Origin of the sequence: Hydrogenophaga sp., assembly GCF_030158645.1 — a bacterium.
GTDB lineage: Bacteria > Pseudomonadota > Gammaproteobacteria > Burkholderiales > Burkholderiaceae_C > Hydrogenophaga.
Genome location: NZ_JAOASO010000105.1, coordinates 22,825 through 37,289 on the forward strand (window position 1 = coordinate 22,825; position 14,465 = coordinate 37,289).

The 14,465-nt window shown below is 67.0% G+C and carries 16 protein-coding genes and 1 pseudogene; 3 read left to right on the forward strand and 14 right to left on the reverse strand.

Annotated elements, in window-relative coordinates; genetic code table 11:
- Positions 1 to 11: 11 nt before the first annotated feature.
- The 5 genes from Q1W68_RS12215 to Q1W68_RS12235 form a co-directional block, all read right to left on the reverse strand.
- Positions 12 to 344: an SMR family transporter gene (locus tag Q1W68_RS12215; RefSeq protein ID WP_300658772.1), complete on the reverse strand. Its 333-nt coding sequence runs from the start codon at positions 342 to 344 to the stop codon at positions 12 to 14.
- A 91-nt stretch (positions 345 to 435) separates the two neighbouring features.
- Positions 436 to 1,131: an extensin family protein gene (locus Q1W68_RS12220; RefSeq protein WP_300652772.1), complete on the reverse strand. Its 696-nt coding sequence runs from the start codon at positions 1,129 to 1,131 to the stop codon at positions 436 to 438.
- On the reverse strand, positions 1,128 to 1,895 hold the full coding sequence (locus Q1W68_RS12225) for a class II glutamine amidotransferase (protein ID WP_300652774.1): 768 nt from the start codon (positions 1,893 to 1,895) through the stop codon (positions 1,128 to 1,130). The genes Q1W68_RS12220 and Q1W68_RS12225 overlap by 4 nt, the downstream gene beginning before the upstream one ends.
- Positions 1,896 to 1,899: 4 nt before the next feature.
- Positions 1,900 to 3,408, reverse strand: a complete 1,509-nt coding sequence (locus Q1W68_RS12230; RefSeq protein ID WP_300658770.1) for an MFS transporter — start codon at positions 3,406 to 3,408, stop codon at positions 1,900 to 1,902.
- Positions 3,405 to 3,641: a cysteine-rich CWC family protein gene (locus Q1W68_RS12235; protein ID WP_300650721.1), complete on the reverse strand. Its 237-nt coding sequence runs from the start codon at positions 3,639 to 3,641 to the stop codon at positions 3,405 to 3,407. Before Q1W68_RS12235 ends, Q1W68_RS12230 begins: the two co-directional genes overlap by 4 nt.
- Positions 3,642 to 3,751: 110 nt before the next feature.
- Here Q1W68_RS12235 and Q1W68_RS12240 point away from each other — a divergent pair, with 110 nt between their 5' ends.
- Positions 3,752 to 4,498 carry a GDSL-type esterase/lipase family protein gene (locus Q1W68_RS12240; protein ID WP_300658768.1) on the forward strand — a complete coding sequence of 249 codons (747 nt, stop codon included), beginning with the start codon at positions 3,752 to 3,754 and terminating at the stop codon, positions 4,496 to 4,498.
- 182 nt (positions 4,499 to 4,680) lie between these two features.
- Positions 4,681 to 5,319 (forward strand): PEP-CTERM sorting domain-containing protein, encoded by a 639-nt coding sequence (locus Q1W68_RS12245; RefSeq protein ID WP_300650715.1) that lies wholly within the window; start codon positions 4,681 to 4,683, stop codon positions 5,317 to 5,319.
- Between the two features lie 78 nt (positions 5,320 to 5,397).
- Here the strand turns inward: Q1W68_RS12245 and Q1W68_RS12250 are convergent, their stop codons facing one another.
- The 6 genes from Q1W68_RS12250 to Q1W68_RS12275 all read right to left on the reverse strand — a co-directional run bounded on the left by Q1W68_RS12250 (position 5,398) and on the right by Q1W68_RS12275 (position 11,573).
- Entirely contained in the window at positions 5,398 to 6,984 is a 1,587-nt protein-coding gene (locus tag Q1W68_RS12250; RefSeq protein ID WP_300716868.1) for a gamma-glutamyltransferase family protein, read from the reverse strand.
- Between the two features lie 25 nt (positions 6,985 to 7,009).
- Entirely contained in the window at positions 7,010 to 7,846 is an 837-nt protein-coding gene (locus Q1W68_RS12255) for a sulfite exporter TauE/SafE family protein (RefSeq protein ID WP_300650710.1), read from the reverse strand.
- Between the two features lie 3 nt (positions 7,847 to 7,849).
- A complete protein-coding gene (locus tag Q1W68_RS12260; protein WP_300658764.1) occupies positions 7,850 to 9,175 on the reverse strand; it encodes a TRAP transporter large permease subunit in 1,326 nt (441 codons plus the stop codon).
- Positions 9,168 to 9,692, reverse strand: coding sequence for a TRAP transporter small permease subunit (locus Q1W68_RS12265; RefSeq protein ID WP_300658762.1), 525 nt, complete (start codon positions 9,690 to 9,692; stop codon positions 9,168 to 9,170). The genes Q1W68_RS12260 and Q1W68_RS12265 overlap by 8 nt, the downstream gene beginning before the upstream one ends.
- A gap of 15 nt (positions 9,693 to 9,707) precedes the next feature.
- A complete protein-coding gene (gene dctP, locus Q1W68_RS12270; RefSeq protein WP_300658760.1) occupies positions 9,708 to 10,793 on the reverse strand; it encodes a TRAP transporter substrate-binding protein DctP in 1,086 nt (361 codons plus the stop codon).
- A 102-nt stretch (positions 10,794 to 10,895) separates the two neighbouring features.
- Positions 10,896 to 11,573 carry a GntR family transcriptional regulator gene (locus tag Q1W68_RS12275; protein ID WP_300651395.1) on the reverse strand — a complete coding sequence of 226 codons (678 nt, stop codon included), beginning with the start codon at positions 11,571 to 11,573 and terminating at the stop codon, positions 10,896 to 10,898.
- 280 nt (positions 11,574 to 11,853) lie between these two features.
- Here Q1W68_RS12275 and Q1W68_RS12280 point away from each other — a divergent pair, with 280 nt between their 5' ends.
- Complete coding sequence (locus Q1W68_RS12280; protein ID WP_300658758.1) at positions 11,854 to 12,609, forward strand: M48 family metalloprotease; 756 nt, start codon at positions 11,854 to 11,856, stop codon at positions 12,607 to 12,609.
- A 13-nt stretch (positions 12,610 to 12,622) separates the two neighbouring features.
- Here the strand turns inward: Q1W68_RS12280 and Q1W68_RS12285 are convergent, their stop codons facing one another.
- The 3 genes and pseudogenes from Q1W68_RS12285 to Q1W68_RS12295 form a co-directional block, all read right to left on the reverse strand.
- Entirely contained in the window at positions 12,623 to 13,786 is a 1,164-nt protein-coding gene (locus Q1W68_RS12285; RefSeq protein WP_300651390.1) for an ATP-binding protein, read from the reverse strand.
- A 47-nt stretch (positions 13,787 to 13,833) separates the two neighbouring features.
- The gene (locus Q1W68_RS12290) at positions 13,834 to 14,136 is read right to left on the reverse strand and encodes a hypothetical protein (RefSeq protein ID WP_300651387.1); all 303 of its coding nucleotides are present in this window, start codon (positions 14,134 to 14,136) and stop codon (positions 13,834 to 13,836) included.
- Between the two features lie 73 nt (positions 14,137 to 14,209).
- Positions 14,210 to 14,465: pseudogene (locus Q1W68_RS12295) on the reverse strand (malate synthase G); the annotation flags it as partial.

The following is a 14,465-nucleotide window of genomic DNA, read 5'->3' on the forward strand; positions in this document are numbered from 1 at the left end:
CACCACGGAGATCAGTGCACCGTGGCTTTGGAGAACACGTTGAGCACCACCACGCCGGCGATGATCAGGCCCATGCCGACCAGGCCAGCCAGGTCGATGCGCTGCCCATAGAGCAGCCAGGCCACCGCGGTGATCAGCACGATGCCCAGGCCCGACCAGACCGCGTAGGCAATGCCCACCGGCACGCTTTTGAGCACCAGCGAGAGGCAGTAGAACGCCACGCCGTAGCCCACCACCACGATCAGCGACGGCGCCAGCCGAGTGAAGTTGTCACTGGCTTTGAGGGCGGTGGTGCCGATCACCTCGGCCACGATGGCCAGTCCCAGGGTCATCCAGGCATTCAATCGGTGGTCTCCTTGCGGTGCATGTGCTGTGGGGAAGATGGACTCTGCCACAGGACCTCGCCTGCTGTCTCGCCCGCGCCCCTGCACAGGGTCACCGGCAGATGCGGTAGGGCCCCTGGTCCAGGTGAAAGTGGTCGCGGTGCGCGGCGTTGTGGTCCGGCCCCAGCGTGCCTTTGAAGAAGCGGCAAGCGCCGTCGCGCACCTCGCGCAGGAAGGCAGCCTCGGCGGCCTCGCCGTCCCAGCCGTTGACCAGGCCGATGCGCCGACCGTTGCCCAGGCGGAAGCCGGCCACGTCAAACGCGTTGGCGCTGGCGTGCTGGCTGCGCCGCTCGCTCTCGCCACCCGCACCGCGCACGTTGCGGCAGGCGTAGCTGCCGAAGTGCTCAACGCGGATCACCCGCTGGCCCAGATGGGTCTGCGCGGCAGGCGCAAGCGCATGGTGTTCCCACATCGCCAGCGACAAGCCGGCGCTGCAGGTGAGCGTGAACGCCGGCGCGAAACGCGCATCGGTCACCCGCACGGCCGCCTGCCACCCGCAACCGCCGTCGGTGTCGTTGTCCGGTACCGCGGTGTGCTCGAGTGTCGAGCTGGCCAGTGCCGCACGGCACAGCGCGGGGTCACTGGCCGCGCGTTGCAACTGGTGGCCGGTGAGCCAATGAAGCGGTTCGGCCACGCTCAACGGCGCCCACGGGTTCCAGCGCGACGGCACGTCGATGCGACCGCTGTGCACGCTCCAGACCAGCAGGCCCGCGCAGGCGATGACGATGGCAGACAGGGCGCGGATCACCCGGGCAGCGGCAGGCCGTCCACAAACACCTTGAGTTCATCGGGTTGGAAGGCGGTCCATTGCTCGTTGCTGGTCAGTGGCGTGGTCACCACCACCGCCGCGCGGTCGCCGGGCTGGTTCAGGTCGGCGAAGTTCACCGTCCAGTCCTGGTCCATCAGCGTGGCCGGGGCAAAGGGGTGCTGTCGCACCAGCCAGTGCAGCTTGGTGCTGCAGTGCGCCCACAGCGCCTCGCCATTGGAGAGCAGGAAGTTGAAGCTGCCGAAGCGGCGCACCTGCGGCAACAGTTCGCGCAGGGTGAGGGTGAGCTCTTCCACGCTGGGCAGGCCCGCGTGCGACTTGGCCAGCTCCTGCATCAGCCAGCAGAAGGCGCGCTCGCTGTCGGTGGTGCCGACCGGGCGAAAGTGGCTGTGCAGGTGGGGAAAGTAGTCTTTCAAATCGCCGTTGTGTGCGAACACCCATTGCCGACCCCAGAGCTCGCGCACGAAGGGGTGTGCGTTCTCCAGCGACACCTCGCCGATGGTGGCTTTGCGCACGTGGGCAATGATGTTGCGGCTCTTGAGCGGGTAGCCCTGCAGAAAGGTCGCCATGGGCGATTGCGAGGCACTGGCGTGGTCGACGAACAGGCGCAGACCCTTGCCTTCGAAAAACGCGATGCCCCAGCCATCGGCGTGGTGGTCGGTGTTGCCACCGCGCTGGCAGAAGCCGGTGAAGCTGAACGAGGCGTCGGTGGGGGTGGCGCAGTTGAGGCCGAGCAATTGACACATACGGCTATTTTGATCCCGTCGATGGAGGTGGAGATCGCAGTTTCAACGCTGCCACCACGGCCAGCGCACAAATCGCCGCCAGCATCAGGAACGTTTCGCCAAACGCCGCCATGCGCGCCGGGCTGGTGGTGCCGGTGTCGAGCAGCGCACCGTGCGCAGCCACGCGCCATTCGAGCACGATGCCGCACAGGCTCACGCCCGCCGCCCCGCCGAGCATGCGCAGAAAGTTGATCACGCTGGAGCCTTGGGGGATGTGGCTGCGGTCCAGCGAGCGCATGGCGCCGATGTTGAGCGAGGGCAGGATGAAGCCCAGCCCGATGCGCCCCAGGATGGCCCAGGTGATGAGCAGCGGCACGATCTGCGCCGGGCGACCGAGGTCGATGGTGACCATCAGTGCGAACGACGCCGCCAGCAGCACCAGCCCGATGCTCACCAGCCGGTGCGTGGGCTGCCGGTCGGCCAGGCGCCCGACCCCGGCGATGGTGACCGCCAGCACCAGGCCCGCGGGCAGCAGGATGGTGCCCACATAGGACGCGGACAAGCCCAGGCCCATCTGCATGTAGACCGGCAGCAGGTAGGTGGAGCCGAACAGCGCGATGCCGTAGATGAAGGCCACGATGCTGCCCATGGCGAAGCGCCGGTCTTTGAAGAGCGAAAGGTTCATGAGCGGGTCCACACCCTGGTCGGGGTGGCGGCGGCGGCTTTTCAGCGTGCGCCGCTGCAGCACCACAAATGCCACCAGCAGCAGCGCCGCCCCGCCCAGCAACACCGCAGCGCTCAGCGCCGTGCCGCCTTGCAGCTCCACCAGGCCGTTCAGCAGGCACAGCGTGCCCGCGGCCGCGATCAGCAAGCCGCGCCAGTCGAGGCCCGCGCCCTGCGGGTTGGCCGCGCCACCGCCCGGTGAGGTGGTGGGCACGAAGCGGCGCGCCAGCCACAGCGAGGCGATGCAGAACGGCACCACCATGAAGAAGATCGAGCGCCAGCCAAAGCCGTCCACCAGCAGGCCACCGATGCTAGGCCCCAGGGCCGGGGCCAGCACCACGCCCATGCCGAAGATGCCGCTCGCGCGCCCCTGTTCGTGGGGCGCGAAAGCGCGCAGGATGATGATGGCCGGGATCGGCTGCACCACGCCGGCGGCCAGGCCCTCGGCCACGCGCGCGGCCAGCACCAGACCGAACGAGTCGGCAAAACCACCGCCCACGCCGCCCGCCAGCAGCAACCACATGCACCCGGCGTAGGTGCTGCGGTAGCCGTAGCGCGCCAGCAGCCAGGGGGTGGTGAGCATCGAGACCGTCATGGCGGCCATGAAGCCGGAGGACGCCCACTGGGCCCGCTCCTGCCCGAGCACGAAGTGCTGGCTCATGTCGGGGATGGCCACGTTGATGATGGTCGACGACATGATCGACGCCATGGTGCCCACCATCACCGAGAGCAACAGCAGCCAGCGGTAGCGCTCGCCGTAGCGCTCGCGCATCGCAGAAAGGGTGTTGGGGTCGCTGGGCGGTGCGCTCATGGCGCTCGGGCGCCCAGCGCCTGGGCTACACAGGCCGCGCAGATGCAGGCCTGTCCACGCGCTTGCACCGGCAGGCGCTCCAGCAGCTCGGGGCTGAAGGTGGCGTCCACGCACCAGCAGGGCGGCTGCGCCTGGCCGGTGTCGCGCGCGATCTCCATCGCGCAGCGGTTGTCGCCGCCGCACAGCGGGCAGCGGCCGGGGTCGGGCAAGGCGGATGCGGGCGTGTCGGGCATCGGCGCAGTGTATGACGCACCCGGCACCGGTGTCGCTGGCGACCTGGGGCGGGAGCGGGCTTTGTGGCCGGGTCGCACGGGGCGGCGCACCGCGCCCTAAACTCCGCCACATGCGCTCCACCCCCCGACCCGTCCTGCCCTGGCTCGCCGTGGCCACCGCCGCCGTGGTGCTGGTCACCTCCGGCTGCGCTGCATGGCGCATCGGGCAGGCGGCCGACCTCGCGCGCCAGAGCACGCCGTTCCAGCAGAACCCGGTCAGCGCGAAGCGGAGTTTGTTGATCGTGGGCGACAGCACGGGTGTGGGCACGGGTGCGAGTGCGCCAGGCAACAGCCTCGCGGGCTTGCTGGGCAGTGCGTATCCGGACCTTCGCATCGACAACCGCGCGCGCGACGGCGCCACCTTTGCCGACGTGTTGGGTCAGTTCCCGGGCCCACAGCGCTTTGACCTCGTGCTCATCCAGGCCGGTGGCAACGACGTGATCCGCCTGCGCTCCGACGCCGACGTGCGAGCCGACATCGACCGCGTCACCGCGATGGCGCGTGCTGTTTCCGATCGCGTGGTCCTGATGCCCGCGGGCAATGTGGGCAACGCGCCTTTCTTTTTTGCACCCGTGTCCTGGCACATGACCCAGCGCGCCCGGCGCCTGCACGGCTTTGTGCGCGAGTCCGCGGCGCGGCACGGCGCGGTGGTGGTCAACCTGTTCAAGGAGAAAACCGACGATCCGTTCGTGCAGGTTCCGGGCTTGCACGCGGTGGACGGCCTGCACCCCAGCGACGCCGGCTACCGGCTGTGGCGCGACGAATTGCTGGCCCAAAGTGGTTGGGCGACGGTGTTGTCGGAAGCGCAAACACGCTGAACCCACAGAGTGTCGGAAAAAATGACACTCCGTTACAACCCCGGGGGGTACGCCTTGGAAGATCAACAACTTACCGGCCTGGCCCGCGTTTTGCTCTGTTAAACGCAGCAAACAAGTGAATTGTGGCGGGCCCTCCAAGGGCGTGACATAAATCACACTCCCCAACGAAACCCAGGCATTCCATGATCCGTTTTCTCTCCCGCTTCGCCGCTCCCCTGACCGTTGCAGCCCTGATGGCGGCCGCGCCTGCCGCTCAGGCCGGTGTGATGTTCACCGACAACTTCAACGCAGAGAGCACCTCCAATGTGCTCAATTTCAATGGCTTCGACCACTGGAGCGTGTCGGCCGGCACGGTCGACTACATCCGCAGTGGCGTTCAATACAAGATCAATTGCGTCGGTGGCTCGGGCGGCTGCGTCGACCTGGACGGCAGCACCGGCAACGCGGGTGTCATGTCGAGCACCACGGTCTACAACCTGACGGCCGGGTTGACCTACCTGTTTTCGCTGGATCTGTCCGGCAATCAGGTGCGCCGCGAAGGCAACACGGTGACGTTTGGCTTTGCCGACAGCAGCAACATCAACCTGTTTTACGCGTCTGACGCCATCACGCTGTCCCAGAACGACCCGTTCAAGACCTACACCGTGGCCTTCAGCCCCACCGGCAACGTGACGGCCCGCCTGGTGATCGGCAACGGTGGTGGTGACAACGTGGGCCTGATCCTGGACAACGCGAAACTCGAGGTGCCCGAGCCCGGCACCCTGGCGCTGTTGGGCCTGGGTCTGGCCGCGCTCGGTCTGCGCCGCCGCCGCGCTGCCTGATCGACCCGCCATCTCCAAGAAAAACCCCGCTGGCGGTCTGCCAGCGGGGTTTTTCTTTGGCGCCGCAGCGGTGCGCCGTCAGACGCCCGCCACCACACCATCGCTGCGCGGATCGGCCGCTCCTTCGATCACCCCGTTGGGGTGGCGGACCAACGCGCCCGCATGGCCCATGGTGTCGCTGAAGGGTTCGGTGAACAGTTCCACCACATGGCCGGCATCCCGCAAGGCCTGAACGAGTGCCGGGTCGAAACGGCTCTCCAGCTTGAGCGTGGTGCTCACGTCGCCCCAGGTGCGCCCCAGCAGCCAGCGCGGCGCGGTCACGGCCTGCTGCAGACCCTGTCCGAAGCGCGCGTAGCGCGTGAACACCGCCGCCTGCGTTTGCGGCTGGCCTTCGCCGCCCATGGTGCCGTAGGGCATCACGCGGCCGTCGTCGAACAGGGCCAGCGACGGGTTGAGCGTGTGGAAGGGACGGTGGCCAGGCTTGAGCACGTTGAGTGCCTTCGGGTCGAGCGAGAAACTCGTGCCCCGGTTCTGCCAGACGATGCCGGTGTCCTGCAGCACCACGCCCGAGCCGAACTCCCAGTACACGCTCTGGATGAAGCTCACCGCGCGGCCCTGTGCGTCGATGCAACCCATCCAGATGGTGTCGCCGGGCTCGGCCACGTCGGGCCAGGGCAGGGCCTTCTGCCGGTCGATCTCGGCCGCCAGTTCGGTCAGCGCAGCGGGCTTGAGGAAACCTTTGGGATCGGCCGGCAAACGTTGCGGATCGGTCACCACACGGTCGCGCACGCGGAAGGCGCGTTTGGTGGCTTCCACCAGGCCGTGCACGTGCGCGAAGCCTTCGCCCTCGGTGACGCCCAGGCGCTCGAACAACCCCAGGATCATGAGCGCCGAGAGGCCTTGTGTGGGGGGCGGCAGGTTGTAGACCGTGCTGTCGTTCAGCCGCACCGACAGCGGCTCGACGATCTGCGCCTGGTAGGCCGCGAGGTCGCTGGCGCGCAGCGGGCTGCCCACGCGTTCGAGTTCGGCGCCGATGCGCTGGGCCAGTTCACCGCGGTAGAAATCGTCCAGGCCGCGTTCGGCCAGTTGCTCCAGCGTGCGGCCCAGCGTGGGCTGCTTGAGCACGTGGCCCACAGCGGGCGGCTGTCCGTTGACCAGGTGGGTCTGCGCGAAGCCGGGCGCGTCTTTCAGGCCGTCGAATTTTTCGCGGGTGAGCGCCGCCTGGCTTTCGGTGACCGCGATGCCGTGGTGCGCGTGGCGGATGCTGTCGGCCAGCAGGCGCGACAAGGGCAGGGCAGGGCCCCAGGCGGCCGCCACGTCGCGTGCCTTGGCCCAGCCGCCGATGGTGCCGGCCACGGTGAGGGCGGCCTTGGGACCGCGCGAGGGAATCGTCTCGTGTCCCGCGTAAAAGTCGAGGTTGGCCAGAGCGGCGGCCGGGCCACACGCGCTGATGGCCACGGGCGCCTTGCCCGGTTCGTGGATGAGCCAGAAACCGTCGCCACCGATGGCGTTCATGTGGGGGTAGACCACCGCGATGGCCGCGGCGGCGGCCACCATGGCTTCGACCGCGTTGCCACCATCGCGCAGCACGTCGCGCCCGGCCTGCGCAGCGAGGTGGTGTGGCGCGACAAACATGCCGCCCAGGGCGGTGAGGGTGTGAATCATTGAGGGTCTCCGGTTTGTTGTGAGGTCAGGTCAGCAAGCCATAAAACATGCGCGCGGCCGTCAACGCGAGAAAGGCCGCAAACACCTGGCGCAGCCGTTGGGCGTTGATGGCATGCGCGAGTTTCGCACCCCAGCCCGCGGTCGCCAGTGTGGCCGGCACGATGAGCGCAAAGCCCAGCAGGTTCACATAGCCCAGGCTGAGCGGGGGGCGGTTGGGGACGTCCAGCCCGTTGAGGATGAAGGCCAGCGCGCCGGGAAAGCTGATCACCATGCCCAGCATGGCGCCGGTGCCCACCGCCGTGTGCATGGGCACGCGCAGTGCGTTCAGGATCGGCACGCTGAGCGTGCCGCCACCAATGCCCATGAGGGTGGACACGCCCCCGATGCCGCCGCCCAGCAGCGCAGTGCCGGCCGTGCCGGGCAGGCCGTTGGCCACGGCAACCCCGTCCCGCTTCAAGGCCATGTTGAGGGCCACCAGCAGGGCGATGGACGCAAACACCGCCGTGAGCGAGGCGCCGCTCAGGAAGCGGCTCGCCACCGATCCCACGATCACCCCGACCACCACCGACGGCATGAGACGTTTGATCAGCGACATGTCCAGGCTGCCGCGCTTTCTGTGGGAGCGGCTGGACAGGATGGAGGTGGGAATGATGGTGGCCAGCGAGGTGCCCACCGCCGCGTGCATGCGCACCGACTCGTCCACACCCAGCAGGGTGAACAGGTGGTAGAGCACCGGCACGATGACGATGCCGCCACCCACGCCGAGCAGGCCGGCGAGCACACCCGCCACCAGGCCGGTGGCGAGCAAGGCCGTGGCCAGTCCCAGCAACCAGGCGGTGCTGTATGGGCTGAAGAATTCCATGACCTACCAGCCGATCGCCTTGGGCAGCCACAGCGCGATCTGCGGGTACAGGAAGAGCAACACCAGCGCCAGGAACTGCAGGCCGATGAAGGGAACCACGCCCTTGTAGATGTCCTTGATGTTCACTTCGGGCGGTGCCACGCCCTTCAGGTAGAAGAGCGCCCAGCCAAACGGCGGCGTGAGGAAGCTCGACTGCAGATTCACCGTGATCAGCATGGCCAGCCAGACCGGGTCCACGCCCATGTTCATCAGGATCGGCAGGAACAGCGGGACCGCGATGTAGCTGATCTCGATCCATTCCACAAAGAAGCCGAGCACAAAAATGATCAGCATCATGAACCAGATGGCGGTGTTGGTGCCGCCTGGCAGGGCCTCGAACATGCCGGCGATCAGGTCCTCGCCGTGCAAGCCGCGGAACGAGAGCGCGAACACCTGCGCGGTCATGAGGATGAACATCATGATGGCGGTGATCTTGCTGGTGTCCAGCGCGGTGGCCTTGAGCGTGGCCCAGGTGAAGCGGCCCGAGAGCGCGGTGATCAGCACGGCGCCCACGGCGCCCATGCTGGCGGCCTCGGTGGGTGCCGCGATGCCGCCCACGATGGAGCCCAGCACCGCCACCACCAGCATGACCGGTGGCACCAGCACCTTGAAGAAGCGCACCCAGAGCTGACGGCGCGACACCGCGTCGCGCTCGGCGATCGGGATCGGCGGCATGGTGCCTGGCCGCAACCAGCCCATGATCACCAGGTAGACGATGTACACCGCGGCCAGCAACATGCCGGGACCCACGGCGGCCGCGAACAGCGTGCCCACCGAGAGCTGCATGATGTCCGACAGCAGGATCAGGATCAGGCTGGGCGGGATGATCTGGCCCAGCGTGCCCGAGGCGCAAATGACGCCGCAGGCCACGCTCTTGTCGTAGCCACGCCGGATCAGCGTGGGCAGGGTCAGCAGGCCCAGCGTGATGATGGTCGCGCCCACGATGCCGGTGGTGGCGCCCATGAGCACGCCGAACAGCACGATGCCGATGGCCATGCCGCCCTTGAGGCCGCCGGCGATGTGGCCCATCACGTCGAGCAAATCATCGGCCAGGCGCGATTTCTCCAGCATCACACCCATGAACACAAAGAGCGGAATGGCCATCCACTGGTAACCGCTGACGATGCCGTAGAAGCGCGCGGGCAGCAGGTTGAACAGCGTCTCGCCAAAGCCCAGCCAGCCGAACACGAAGCCGGTGACCGCCAGGCTGATGGCCACCGGGATGCCGATCATCAGCATCACGAAGAAGCCGACCAGCATGAAGACGGCGTAGGTCGACATCTCAAACATGGCTCGACTCCCCGTTGTTCAACGGCGCATCAAGCAGGCGCACCAGGTGCGCGAGCTGCTGCAAGACCAGCAACCCATAGCCCAGCGGAATCAAGGCCTTCACCAGCCAGCGCAGCGGAATGCCGCCCGGGTCGGCCGAGGCCTCGCTGATCGACCGCGACTGCTCCACATAGCCCAGCGACAACCAGATGAAGCCCAGACTCACCGCGATGAGCAACACCGCCGAGACCACGTCCACCACGCGCTTGCCCAGCGGTGAGTAGCGCGCGTAGAACAGGTCCACGCGCACGTTCTCACCGCGCTGCAGCGCGTGGCTCATGCCCAGCAGGATGAGGGCGGCCAGCAGGTGCCATTCGAGTTCCTGCGCCCACACCGAGCCGAAGCTGAAGGTGTAGCGCAGGAGCACGTTGGTGGCGACCAGGCCGATCATGACCAGCGCGATCCAGGCGGTGAGCCCGCCGATACGGTCGATGAGACCCTCGATGACAGTGGCCAGTGGCCGCAAAACCTTGAGCATGACGACGTCCCTGGATCAGCCGCGAACCTTGATGTGGTACGCCTCTTCGCTGATCTCGCTCCAGCGGTCGTACTTGGCCTTGAAGGCGAAGTAGGAGTCGTGCACCTTCTTGGTCAGCGGGTCTTTGATGGCTTCGGTCAGCACCTTGTCGGTCTCCACCTTCAGCGCCTTGATCACGTCGTCGGGCAGTGGCCGTGCCATCACGCCCTGGTTCTTGATCAGGTCTTCCATGGCTTCGGAGTTGGCCTTCTGGCACCAGCCTTCGCTGATCACGTTGCAGGCGGCCGAGGCGTTGCTCACGATGGCCTGCAGGTCTTTCGGCAGCTTGTCCCAGGCGGCCTTGTTGATCAGCAGTTCCGACACCGTGGACGACTCGTGCCAGCCGGTGGTGTAGTAGTTCTTGGCGGCCTTGTGCAGACCCAGTCGGCGGTCCTGGAACGGGCCGACGAACTCGGCCGCGTCGATCACGCCGCGCTCCAGGGCGGGGAAGATCTCGCCGCCCGGCAGCACCTTCACGTCCACACCCAGGTTGGCGTAGACCTTGCCGGCCAGGCCGGGGATGCGCATCTTCAGGCCCTTGAGGTCGGCCACGGTCTTGATCTCTTTCTTGAACCAGCCCGTCATCTGCACGCCGGTGTTGCCGCAGGGCATGGCCACCATGCCGAACGGCGCGTAGACCTCGTTCCACAGGTCGATGCCGCCGCCGTCGTACAGCCAGCCGTTCATGCCCTGGAAGTTCATGCCAAAAGGCACGGCGGTGAAGTACTGCGCGGCGGCGGTCTTGCCGGTCCAGAAGTACGCGTTGGCGTGGTTCATCTCCACCGTGCCGGCGCGCACCGCGTCAAAGCCTTCAAACGCGGGGATGAGTTCACCGGCGCCGAACACCTGGATGTTGAGGCGGCCGTCCGACATTTCGCGGATGCGCTTGGCCAGATCGGTGGCACTGCCCGGGCCGTCCATGTAGAAAGGCGAGCCTTTGCCGTAGGCGCTGGTCATCTTCCAGTTGAATTTGGCCGACTGCGCGTTGGCGATGACGGGGGCACCGAGCACGCTGCCGGCAACGGCGGCGCGGGTGAGGAACTGGCGGCGGATCAAGGACATGGCGGTACTCCTAGTGAGTGAATGAAAAAACGAAAGACAACAGGGCGCCTGGCCGCGACCTGGTCGCAGCTTCAGCGGGGGGAACAGGGGATCAGAAAACCTTCAGGGGCCGTGCACCGATGGCATGTGCCTCATGAGGTCGGGCACCGTGTCGAGCACATGCTGTCGCATGGCCTGTTCACAGGCGTTGGCATCGCCCGCGCGGATCGCGTCGAGCAGTTTTTCGTGGTGTTCGCGTGTGCCCACCTGGCGGTCCTCCATCGAGGCCCACATGCGCATGTGCGGCTCCACCACCGAGTGCAGCGCGGAGATCTGGCGCAGCAGGCGCGGGCAATCGCTCTTGGCGCACAGCGCTTCATGAAAGTGGCGGTGCGCGGTGGTCCAGTCGGCCTGCAGCTCCGAGCGCGGCTCCATGGCCTCGAGCAAACGCTCGAGGTGGCGGATGTCGGCGGCGGTCAGGTTGGGCACGGCCAGGCGCACGGCCAGGCCTTCGAGCACCGCGCGCATCTCGAACACCTCGCGCATGTCCTTGACGTTGGGTGCGTTCACCGTCACGCCCCGGTTGGCGCGCACGGTCACCAGGCCTTCGGCCGCGAGGCGGCGCAGCGCTTCGCGCACCGGCATGCGGCTGGTGCCGATCTCGGCGGCGATCGTCTCGGCGATCAAACGCTCGCCGGCCACGTACCGGCCCAGCCGCAATGCGCCCAGGATGTGCGTGTACGCCTCGTCGTGCGCGGCCACCAGCGAAGGATCGAGGTCGGCGAGGGCGGAGGTTCTCATCGATGGCGGCCTGCGGCGTCGGGTGGATGGGACCGTGGATTCGGATCATTGGATCCACGGATACGCGTGTCCACATCAATGCAGCATCCGTGCCAGCCTGAATCCGGGCGATCGACGCGTTGGAAGTAAACCGAAAGCATGCCAGCGGTGCTGATGAGGGCATGCCGGTGCGCCACGACAGCGCTTGCGCGCACCAAGGTGGTGGGCCTGTGTGGTGCACGGGGCTGGTCGGATGGCGGCAAGAGGAGTACAACCGCGTTGAGGAAACGGTATGAACGGTATGGCTCGTTTTTTTCAGGTGCTTGGGCTCGCGGTGGCGGGCCTGCTGGTCAGCGCGCCGGCAGCGGCCCAGGCCACCTGCGCGACCGAACCCGCCCGCGCCCACGAGCTGCGCGTGCTCGACGAAATCCAGATCACCGAGCTGATGGAACGCTTTGAGGTGGTGGCCGCCCCTGCGCGGCTGCACCACATGCTGGCCAGCCTGGTGGCCGCCTCAGCCCCGTTGCAAACGGGACCGGCCGTGCACCTGCTGGCTTATGAAGATGCCGACCTCAACGCCTACGCCGCCGACCACGGCATGGTCATCCTCACCAGCGCCATGTGGAGCGCGAAGGAAGACCTCTCGGACGACGAGCTGGCCGCGGTGATGGCACACGAACTCGCCCACATCGAGGGCCACGATGCCTTGGTGGAGGCCTGCGCCAACCTGCAGCGCCTGCGTGCGCCCACCATGCGCTTTGAAGACGCCCGCGAGCGCATGGCACTCGAAATGTTCAACCCCCGCTCGCCCCTGGCCCGCGCGGCGCAGCAGCAACTGCACGCGCAGGAACACGCCGCCGACGTGCGCGCCATCGAACTGCTGCGCGCCGTGGGCCGCAACCCGCAAGCCATGGTGAGCGTGCTCGCCAAGATCCACGGCACCACGCCCTCGGCCCTGAACCTGCTGATGGGCACCACGCACCCGGAACTGCGCGTGCGGCTGGAGAAGGCGCAGGCGGCGGTGGACGCGGTGTTGGAGCGTGCGATCGACGATTGAGGAGGCTGCCAGCTCAGCTTTGCGACAGGCGTTGGCACAACTCGTTCAAAGGCATCGCTTCAATGCCATGCCCCATCGGATAGACCTCGCTGCCCGGATACACCACCACCTTGTGCTGCGGCTGCAGGTCTTCGCAGGCCGAGTGAAAGCCGCGCTCCACCTTGGGACTCAGGCTGCGCTTGATCTCCACGGCCCACAGGGCGCCGTCTGGTTGGCTAAGAAGCAGGTCGATCTCGGCGCCGCCGCTGGTGCGGTAGAAATGGCCCTGCACACCCGGAGCCGGGCTGGCCAGCAGGCTCTCCACCACCATGCCTTCCCAGCTGGCGCCCACCACAGGGTGCGAGAGCAGTGCCTCCTTCGAACCGATGTCCAGCAGCGCGTGCACCAAGCCGCTATCACGCACATAGACCTTGGGCGATTTGACCAGGCGCTTGCCGACATTGGCATACCAGGGCTGCAGGCGGCGCACCAGCAGCAGGTCGCAGAGCAGATCGACATAGCTGTGGGCCGTCTTGGTGTCCACGCCCAGGTTGCGCGCGAGCTGGGCCACGTTGAGCAAGCCGCCTTGGTTGTGCGCCAGCATGGTCCAGAAGCGCCGCAAGGTCTCCGCGGCGATACGGGGGCCCAGTTGCGGGATGTCCCGCTCCAGGTAGGTGCGGATGAAGTTCTGTCGCCAGCGCAGGCTGCGTGTGTCGTCGGGCGCGGTGAAGCTGTCGGGGAAACCGCCGCGCAGCCACAGCGCATCGGTGGTGCCTTCGCCGGTTTCACGGGCGTTCAGTGGGCCCAGTTCCAGGTAGGCGATGCGTCCAGCCAGCGTTTCACCGGATTGCTGCAGCAGGTCCAGCGAAGCCGAGCCCAGCAGCAAATAGAGCCCCTGGCGTCGCCCGTCACGGCGGGCCTGGTCGATCAATCCGCGCAGCACCGGAAAGAGCGCGGGCGTGCGGTGCACTTCGTCAAAGATGACCAGCTTGTCCTGGTGCTGCGACAGGTACAGCTCGGGCTCAGTCAACCTCGCTCGGTCGCGTTCGGATTCCAGGTCCAGGTAAAGGCTGGGGCGCTCTTGTGCCACCTCCAGCGCAAGTGTGGTTTTGCCCACTTGCCTGGGCCCGAGCAGCGCGACGGCGGGCATGTGGGCCAGTTCGTTGCGGAGAAGATCAGCGGCTTGGCGTTTGAACATCCTTGCAATTATGGAGTTCGACTCCATGATTTGCAAGGATGAATTGATCAGTTCTCCGCCGGCGGAAACGCAGCCACCAAGGCCTCGCCCCAGGCCCATGGCCCAGTGATCGTCAGCGTCACGGTGGTCCAGTCGCCCTCGTTCTGCACCAGCTGGTCGGCGTCCCATGCGCCACCGTCGTCCAGCGGCCCGCGCGGCCCGGGGCTGTGGGCTTCGGCCCAGGCGAGCACCGCCTGCACTTCCTTCATCACCTCGGGCAACTGAGAAGCCTGCACGCTGGCCATGGCGTCCCAGGTGCCGGTGCCTTCGCCATCGTCGCTGGCGTCGAAGAGGAGGTATTGAAGTGTCATCGGTCGATTGTCTGTGGGCGGCCGCATGAAAAACGGCGCCCGAAGGCGCCGCTTTGTACGACGGATGCAAGGATCAGGCAGCCGCCTTCACCTTCAGGCGCCAGGCGTGCAGCAGCGGCTCGGTGTAGCCGCTCGGCTGTGCCTTGCCCTTGAACACCAGGTCCAGCGCGGCCAGGTAGGCCTTGCTGGTCTTGAAGTTGCCGGCCATCTTTTTGTAGAGCTTGTCGCCGGCGTTCTGGCCGTCCACCACGGCGGCCATGCGCTCGAAGGTTTGGGTCACTTGCGCTTCGGTCACCACGCCGTGGTGCAGCCAGTTGGCGATGTGCTGG